Genomic DNA, 7,760 nt, shown 5'->3' with positions numbered 1-7,760 from the left:
TACTCGATGTTGTGCGCGGGGCAGTTAGACTAGCGATGGTAGAACAACACCTCATAGTTGTCTAGCCGCAGCACCCCGTCACGGCGCGCCTTGCGGAGTCGGGAGAGGATGAGCAACCTAGGTGCCAGCAGCCATACATGCCAGCAGATAAGGCTGAGCAAGAGCGACTCGGGGACCCATGGATAGGAAAGGGCAATCGTGCACAGTCCTAGCCAGATGAGATGGCGATGCAGCCTGCGGAACTGGCCCAGCTCGACCATCTGAATCGGCAGATAGCCAATCCACGGCAACCGGTAACGCCAGCCCCATCGACGATCATCGCCCTCATCGACGCGGTACATCGTCAGTCGCAGGATAATCCATTGCACGAATGCGATCGCAGGCAGACCAACTGCCCAATGGAGCATGCCCAACTGCCCATAGAAGCCGTATTGAAAACCAAGCAACAACAGTGCGATGATGCCATAGCTGATCATCATCTCCTGATGCACCGGCAACTTGCGAACCAATTGATAATGATAGACCGTGGCGTTACGGTCCAGTACTGAAGCTCTTTGCATGGCCACTTTCCGTCAGCTCCCCTGTTCGTGATCCGATGAGTATCCGTATCAATGTTACTATCGGAAGAAGAGGAGCGGATGTTTATACAGAAGCCGCGGGAATTGCCGCAACCGCTGCAATCGCCGCAATCTTGACCCGCATCGTCCTGTGAGTGTGCGAGCCCGGCTGGGCACCAACGCGTCAATAGGCGCATATAATATAAAAAAGTTTCCCCATTTGCTATGAAACAAGTATATTATAGTAGAGAATGTGCCATACTGATAGGGAAGGTAACGTATCCTACGTGACAAAGGCGGGATGCACATGCAAGAAGAGCATAAACATACCTGTATCGTCTGCGGGTTGGAAAAAACCGAAGGGATCCACATTGTCACGCAATTCATTTGCGACAGCTGCGAGCGTGAGATGGTCCGCACCGATGTCAAAGACGAAAAATATCCTTTTTATATTCATCAGCTGAAGCAGCTCTGGATTCAAGATAACATTTCCTAGAGAGGATCTCTTTTTTTAAAAAAGAGGGTCGTCTCTTTTTTTCAATTCCGAGTCGATGCGCTATAATAGCCCTATCTATTGTTCAACAGAAATGAGGAGCTGTCATGACATCTTCAAAGTCGCGTACCCCGCTCTACGAGGCGCTGCGACGTCATCGCGCTGCGAAGCCACGCAGCTATCACGTACCTGGTCACAGCCAGGGGCGAGCCTATACAGGGCAGGACGAGGCGATGGACTACGCAGCGATCCTAAGCCTCGATGTAACGGAGCTCTCCGACACCGATGATCTGCATCAGCCAGAGGGGGTAATCCTGGAGGCGCAGCAGCTCGCCGCAGCTACATTCGGCTCGGAGGAGAGCTGCTTCCTCGTCGGCGGCAGTACAGCAGGCAACCTGGCGCTCATCCTGGCGCATCTCCGCCGAGGCGATATCCTGATCGTTCAGCGCAACGTACACAAGTCGGTCATCCACGGTCTACAGCTCGCTCAGGCATCGGCAGTCTTCGTCGACCCGCATGTCGATCCAGCGACTGGCCTTGCCCTCACACCGTCGCTTGCCGCTCTCCGAGAGGCGCTGCAGAGCTATCCACAAGCCAAGGCGGTGCTGCTGAGCAACCCGAGCTACTATGGTCTTGGCGTGCAACTGACCCCCTACGTCGAGGTCGTTCACAGCTACGGTCTGCCGCTGCTGGTGGACGAAGCACATGGCGCGCACTTCGGTCTGCACCCGGAGCTGCCTGACAGCGCCCTGCAAGCCGGCGCCGACGCTGTCGTCCAGTCGACGCATAAGACATTGACGGCGATGACGATGGGCGCGATGCTCCACATGCAAGGTGATCGGATCGATCGGGCGGCGATTCGACAGATGCTGCAGCTTATCCAGAGCTCCAGTCCATCCTACCCGATCATGGCGTCGCTCGATATTGCCCGGGCAATGATCGACCGCGAAGGTTCGACACTGTTCGAGTCCGCGCTCGCGGCTGCGGATCAATTCCGCCGGCGGCTGCCGATAGAGACTGGCTTCGAGACAGCGGATCGAATCCATCACACAGCCCAGGATGCCAGGATCGGCGCACCCGACATCTACCACGATCCGCTGCGGGTTACGATCCGCGATCGTACCGGCCGCTTGTCCGGATACGCCCTGAAGTCGTCGCTGGAAGCGCGAGGCTGTTGGGCGGAGATGGCGGATGCGATGTATGTCGTCCTGCTGTTCGGCGTTGGTACAAGAGATGAGGATATCGAGGCGCTGCTGGCGGCCTTGCAGCAGATCGGCGAAGAGGATGCAGCAGACCAGGAGTTTAGTGAGGCTGCTGCAGCGACCTATGTGGCGGAGGATTCCCATGCTCTGGCGCCGCTCGCTGCAGGCCATTCGGAGCCGGTCGCCTTCGATCTGCACACGGCGCGCGGGCGGGCCTCAGAGACGGTTGAGCTGTCGAATGCCGAGGGACGGATCGCTGCGGAGATGATCATCCCTTATCCGCCCGGCATTCCGCTCGTCTATGCGGGCGAACGATTGTCATCGGCAGCCCTGGAGCAGCTGCAGCAGCTGGCTCTGCTCGGTGCGAGGTGTCAGGGCGCAGCCGATCCGAGTCTGCGGACGATACGGGTATGGACCACAAAAACAGTTTAGTCGCACCTTCCTTTTTCATGGTACACTAGGAGGACAACGACTAGCGCGAGCAAGGAGATACGCAAGTGAGCAAAGGACTATTCATTACGATCGAAGGCGGCGAAGGCGCCGGCAAGACGACATTGATCGAGACGTTGGCCGAGTATGGGGCGGCAAGCGGACGTACCGTCGTTACGACACGGGAGCCAGGCGGCATCCCGATCGCTGAGCAGATCCGTCAAGTCATCCTCGATCCGAAGCATACGGCGATGGATGCCCGTACGGAAGCGCTGCTCTACGCAGCCGCCAGACGCCAGCATCTGGTAGAGAAGGTAATGCCAGCATTGAATCGGGGGGAGATCGTCATCTGCGATCGCTTCATCGACAGCAGTCTGGCTTACCAAGGCCATGCCAGGGGACTGGGGATCGAAGAGGTGTGGGAGATCAACCGCTTTGCGATAGCGGGCATGATGCCCGATCTGACGATCTATATGGATGTGCGGCCGGAGATTGGACTGGAGCGGATCAGCCGAGGCGACAATCGGGAGGTCAATCGCCTGGACCTGGAGAGTCTTGCCTTTCATAATCGGGTAAGGGAGGGGTACAACCTGCTGCTGCAGCGTTACCCGGAGCGGATCGCCCTGGTCGATGCCGAGCAGACGCCCGAAGCGGTGGCTGCCCAAGTAATTGCGCTTGTCGAGGCGCGATGGGGAGGATTTTTGGCATCTCGTGTCAAATGATAAGAGGACTCATATGTTATGAAATCCGAAGAACTTACAGGAGGGATCAGTGATGAAACTCGTCATTGCGATCGTACAGGATAAAGATAGCAACCGTTTGTCCAATGCACTTGTCAAGGAGGGCTTCCGTGCGACCAAGCTTGCCAGTACAGGCGGGTTCCTCAAGGCCGGCAACACGACCTTTATGATCGGGATCGAAGACGAACGCGTCCATGATGTCATGACAGTCATCCGGTCCAACTGTAAGATTCGGGATCAGATGGTGTCCCCGGTGACGCCGATGGGCGGCACGACCGACTCGTATATCCCATTCCCTGTCGAAGTCCAGGTCGGCGGCGCTGCGGTATTCGTCGTGCCGGTCGAGCGATTCGAGCACTTCTGAATGGGATGTGACAGCAGATGAAGATTAATCCGGGCTTCCGGCCGCTCGGTCAGGATCGGACGCGCGCTGATCTCGGCCCTCGTCCTGTCGAAGCGAAGAGCTTCGCTGATGTGATGGGGCAGCAGGACCGCCAACGGACGCAGGAGCAGTTGCAGCGTAGACTGCAGGATATCCATGCGCAGGGCGAGCGGCTGACTCGCTCGATGACGGTGCGGGAGCTAAAGCTTTACCGTCAGATGGTCAAGCAATTTCTGGAGGATACCGTACGCCGCGGCGTCGCGCTCAAGGATACGAAGGGATGGGACCGCCGCGGCCGTACGAAGCGATATAAGCTGCTCGAAGAGGTCGATGCCGCGCTCCTGCTGATGGCGGAGGAGCTGCTCGAATCGGAGGACGGGCGGATCGAGCTGCTGCACCGGGTCGGCGAGATTCGCGGCATGCTGATCAACTTGTTTTTTTGACAGGTACCGGGCGGGGAGCCTTAGAGAGTAGGGAAACAGAATGTCTATGGAAACGATCGTCGGACAACCGAAGGCGGTCCGCCTGATGCAGCATGCGCTGCAGCGCGGACAGGTGGCGCATGCTTATCTGTTCAGCGGACCAGCCGGGACAGGACGCAAGCAGGCGGCGTTGGCCTTCGCCAAGGCGCTGTTCTGCGAGGCGGGTGGCGCAGACGCCTGCGGCGAATGTCTGGCCTGCCGCAAGTTCGAGCACGGCAACCAGCCCGATCTGTACCAGATCGGGCCTGATGGCGCTTCGATCAAGATCGACCAGATCCGCGAGCTGCAGCGCGAGCTGTCGTACCGCAACAGCGGCGCCAGTCGAAAGGTGTACATCGTCGAGCAAGCCGAGAAGATGACGATGCAGGCGGCCAACAGCCTGTTGAAATTTCTCGAGGAGCCCCAGTCGCCGATCGTCGCGATCCTGATCACGGACAATGGACAGGCCGTACTGCCGACTGTGCGGTCTCGCACTCAGCATGTGCCGTTCTTGCCGATGGCGCCGCAGGCGATGCTGGAGATGCTGCTCGCCGAGGGGCATCCGCCCTTGCTGAGCCGGGCGGCAGTGCATCTGGCAGCTGGCGTGCCGGCGTGTCGGGCCATCATCCAGCAAGAGGGGTTTGCAGAAATCAGAAATGTAATGATACAATTAGGCAAGGAGAGCATGACCCGGCTGGCCGCGGCGATGATTACCGCACAGCAGCAAGTATTCAAAACCGATCTGGCCGAGCGCTCCGAGCTGTTGTTGTCATTGTGGATACTGTGGTTCAAGGACATGATACACTTTCAGGCCGGCAGGCAAGAGAGCATCGTTTTTATAGATCAGCTGGAATGGATCGGCAAGCACGCCTTCCAGCGCTCGCCCGCAGGCTGGGTCGCCTGCATGGAGCTGGCGTTGGAGACGGGCCGGCGGCTGCGAGCCCATGTGGCCCCGCAGCTTGCACTGGAGCAATTTCTAGTTCAGCTACAGGAGGTTTAATCCTTTGTATAATGTAGTCGGTGTTCGCTTCAAGAAAGCGGGCAAGATCTACTACTTTGACCCGGTCGAGCATCAGGTCGCCCAGGATCACCATGTGATCGTCGAGACGGCTCGTGGCATCGAGTACGGCAAGGTAGTGGTCGGACAGAAGCAGGTTGGCGAATCAGACGTAGTCCTGCCCCTTAAGAAGGTCATCCGGATTGCCGGGGATGCCGATGCACGTGTCGTCGAAGAGAACAAGACCGCTGCCAAAAACGCTTTTGTCACCTGTATGGACAAAATACGGGATCATAAGCTGAAGATGAAGCTGGTCGATGTCGAGTTCACCTTTGATCGCAACAAGATTATTTTTTACTTCACCGCCGAAGGACGGGTCGACTTCCGCGAGCTGGTCAAGGATCTGGCGAGCGTGTTCCGCACCCGCATCGAGCTTAGACAGATCGGAGTGCGAGACGAGGCCAAGATGCTGGGCGGTATCGGCCCATGCGGTCGGTTGCTCTGCTGCTCGACCTGGCTCGGCGATTTTGAACCGGTCTCCATCAAGATGGCCAAGGATCAGAATCTCTCGCTTAATCCGACCAAGATCTCCGGCCTGTGCGGCCGTCTGATGTGTTGTCTCAAGTATGAGCATGACAACTATGAGAGCGTCAGAGAGGAGATGCCTGCTGTGGGCAAGGTCGTCGTCACCTCGCTCGGCGAAGGCAAGGTGTCGGGGATCAACGCGTCCAAACGGACCGTCTATGTCCAACTGTTCGATAGTGGCAAGTCGAAGGAACTGCCCTTCGACGAGGTCGTCGTCAAATAAAGGCTGGCCCGATGTGAAGTTGTCGGATAGACTTGATTATGGAATGATAGCGTGCTCTGGGGTGGAACCATGGGAAAAAGTGAAATTTTTAAACGAATGGATCAGTTGGAAACCCATGTAGGCGGGCTCCATACCGAGCTGGGCGATATGAAGCAGACGATCAAAGAGCTGCTCGAGGAAAACCAACGCCTCAGTATGGAGAACCAGCGGCTGCGCAAGGTGCTGAAAGAAAAATCAGAGCGCCCCAAGGTTCATGCCGCGCCACAGGAGCTGCCGCAACCTAACGTTGCAGCGGCTATGCAGGAAGAGCAGCCTTTGATGGTCGATCCTGCCGTCTCCGCTGTGGGAGAAGGCTACGATAATCTGGCTCGGCTGTATCACGAGGGCTTCCATATTTGTAATGTGTATTATGGTCACCTTCGCACCGAGGGCGACTGTCTGTTTTGCCTGTCGTTTCTGAGCAAGTAGTGGTTAGATGCATGCAACTATAGGTTCTTATTTTAGAGAAGAGACCCGCAAGGGTCTTTTCTTGAATTTCCAAAGGATTCGAGGTAGCGATATGATGGAGAGCGAGTGCAAGCCGGTCTTATATGACAATGAACGATACGACTATCTGGTCACGGATGAGCTAGGCATCATCCAGAGCCGGGAGGTGTTCAGCTTCTCGATGGACGCGGTGCTGCTGGCGCGCTTCGCCGGCGTGCCGCAGCAAGGACGGGTGCTCGATCTGTGCAGCGGCAATGGCGTCATCCCGCTGCTGCTGACGACACGTACCCGGGCCCGGATCGATGCCGTCGAGCTGCAGCCCAGATTGGCGGATATGGCCAGGCGCAGCGTCCGCTCCAATGGCCTGGAGGATCGGATACAGGTCATCGAGGGCGATCTGAAGGATTATCATCTGACAGGCGGTTATGGCACCTATGACGCGATTACGGTCAACCCGCCCTATATGCCGCCTGCGGCAGGCGATCAGAACCGTAATGAATATTATGCCATCGCCCGGCATGAGATCTACTGTACGCTGCGTGACGTGACGGCGGCTTGCGCGCGGCTCGTCCGTACCGGCGGACGTGTCTCGATGGTGCATCGGCCTTCGCGGCTGGTGGAGATCCTGGAGGCGCTGCGCGAGGTGCGGCTCGAGCCGAAGCGGCTGCGCTTTGTCCACCCGCATGCGGGCGGCGAGGCCAATATGGTGCTGATCGAGGCGATGCGGGACGCTAAGCCGGATCTGCGGCTGCTGCCGCCACTGATCGTCTATACGGAGGAGCGGGAGTATGCCGACGAGCTGAAGGCGATCTACTATGGCCAGCCAGGCGAGCGGGCTGAGCAAGAGGAGGCGGATCGATGAACGTCCAACGAAGCTTCGGCAGCGCCGAGACAGGCAGGCTCTACTTGGTCGGTACGCCGATCGGCAATCTCGAGGATATGACGTATCGAGCGGTACGAACGCTGCGCGAGGTCGATCTGATCGCAGCCGAGGATACGAGGCAGACGCGCAAGCTGCTGACGCACTTCGAGATCCAGACACGATTGGTCAGCTATCATGAGCATAACAAGCAGGCGAGCGGCGAGGAGCTGCTGCGGATGCTGGAGGAGGGTCGCCAGATTGCAATCGTCAGCGATGCCGGCTTGCCAGCGATCTCCGATCCGGGCAGCGAGCTGGTCGTGGCGGCCGCAGCGGCTGGCATCCC

The 7,760-nt window shown here is 58.0% G+C and carries 11 protein-coding genes; 10 read left to right on the top strand and 1 reads right to left on the bottom strand.

The window, feature by feature from the left end:
* Positions 1-29 precede the first annotated feature (29 nt).
* Entirely contained in the window at positions 30-560 is a 531-nt protein-coding gene (locus tag PA598K_RS34100) for a transposase (RefSeq protein WP_128661185.1), read from the bottom strand.
* Positions 561-864: 304 nt separating this feature from the next.
* Here PA598K_RS34100 and PA598K_RS34095 point away from each other — a divergent pair, with 304 nt between their 5' ends.
* From PA598K_RS34095 to PA598K_RS38500, 10 genes are all read left to right on the top strand, one after another.
* A complete protein-coding gene (locus tag PA598K_RS34095) occupies positions 865-1,053 on the top strand; it encodes a sigma factor G inhibitor Gin (RefSeq protein ID WP_128661181.1) in 189 nt (62 codons plus the stop codon).
* 104 nt (positions 1,054-1,157) lie between these two features.
* Positions 1,158-2,684, top strand: coding sequence for an aminotransferase class I/II-fold pyridoxal phosphate-dependent enzyme (locus PA598K_RS34090; protein ID WP_128661180.1), 1,527 nt, complete (start codon positions 1,158-1,160; stop codon positions 2,682-2,684).
* Between the two features lie 65 nt (positions 2,685-2,749).
* On the top strand, positions 2,750-3,403 hold the full coding sequence (gene tmk, locus PA598K_RS34085; RefSeq protein ID WP_128661179.1) for a dTMP kinase: 654 nt from the start codon (positions 2,750-2,752) through the stop codon (positions 3,401-3,403).
* A gap of 52 nt (positions 3,404-3,455) precedes the next feature.
* The gene (locus PA598K_RS34080) at positions 3,456-3,785 is read left to right on the top strand and encodes a cyclic-di-AMP receptor (protein ID WP_020620805.1); all 330 of its coding nucleotides are present in this window, start codon (positions 3,456-3,458) and stop codon (positions 3,783-3,785) included.
* 17 nt (positions 3,786-3,802) lie between these two features.
* Positions 3,803-4,246, top strand: a complete 444-nt coding sequence (locus PA598K_RS34075) for a YaaR family protein (protein WP_128661178.1) — start codon at positions 3,803-3,805, stop codon at positions 4,244-4,246.
* Between the two features lie 40 nt (positions 4,247-4,286).
* Positions 4,287-5,264 (top strand): DNA polymerase III subunit delta', encoded by a 978-nt coding sequence (gene holB, locus PA598K_RS34070; protein ID WP_128661177.1) that lies wholly within the window; start codon positions 4,287-4,289, stop codon positions 5,262-5,264.
* 4 nt (positions 5,265-5,268) lie between these two features.
* Positions 5,269-6,069: a PSP1 domain-containing protein gene (locus PA598K_RS34065; protein ID WP_128661176.1), complete on the top strand. Its 801-nt coding sequence runs from the start codon at positions 5,269-5,271 to the stop codon at positions 6,067-6,069.
* A gap of 69 nt (positions 6,070-6,138) precedes the next feature.
* Positions 6,139-6,537 carry an initiation-control protein YabA gene (locus PA598K_RS34060; RefSeq protein ID WP_128661175.1) on the top strand — a complete coding sequence of 133 codons (399 nt, stop codon included), beginning with the start codon at positions 6,139-6,141 and terminating at the stop codon, positions 6,535-6,537.
* A 94-nt stretch (positions 6,538-6,631) separates the two neighbouring features.
* Positions 6,632-7,417: a tRNA1(Val) (adenine(37)-N6)-methyltransferase gene (locus PA598K_RS34055; protein WP_128661184.1), complete on the top strand. Its 786-nt coding sequence runs from the start codon at positions 6,632-6,634 to the stop codon at positions 7,415-7,417.
* Positions 7,414-7,760: SAM-dependent methyltransferase (locus tag PA598K_RS38500; RefSeq protein ID WP_260405752.1), on the top strand; the 347-nt coding region annotated here is incomplete at its 3' end. The genes PA598K_RS34055 and PA598K_RS38500, both read left to right, overlap by 4 nt.

Origin of the sequence: Paenibacillus sp. 598K, assembly GCF_003851045.1 — a bacterium.
GTDB lineage: Bacteria > Bacillota > Bacilli > Paenibacillales > Paenibacillaceae > Paenibacillus_D.
Note: the sequence above shows the minus strand (reverse complement) of the source record. Positions and strands in the feature narration are given on the sequence as shown.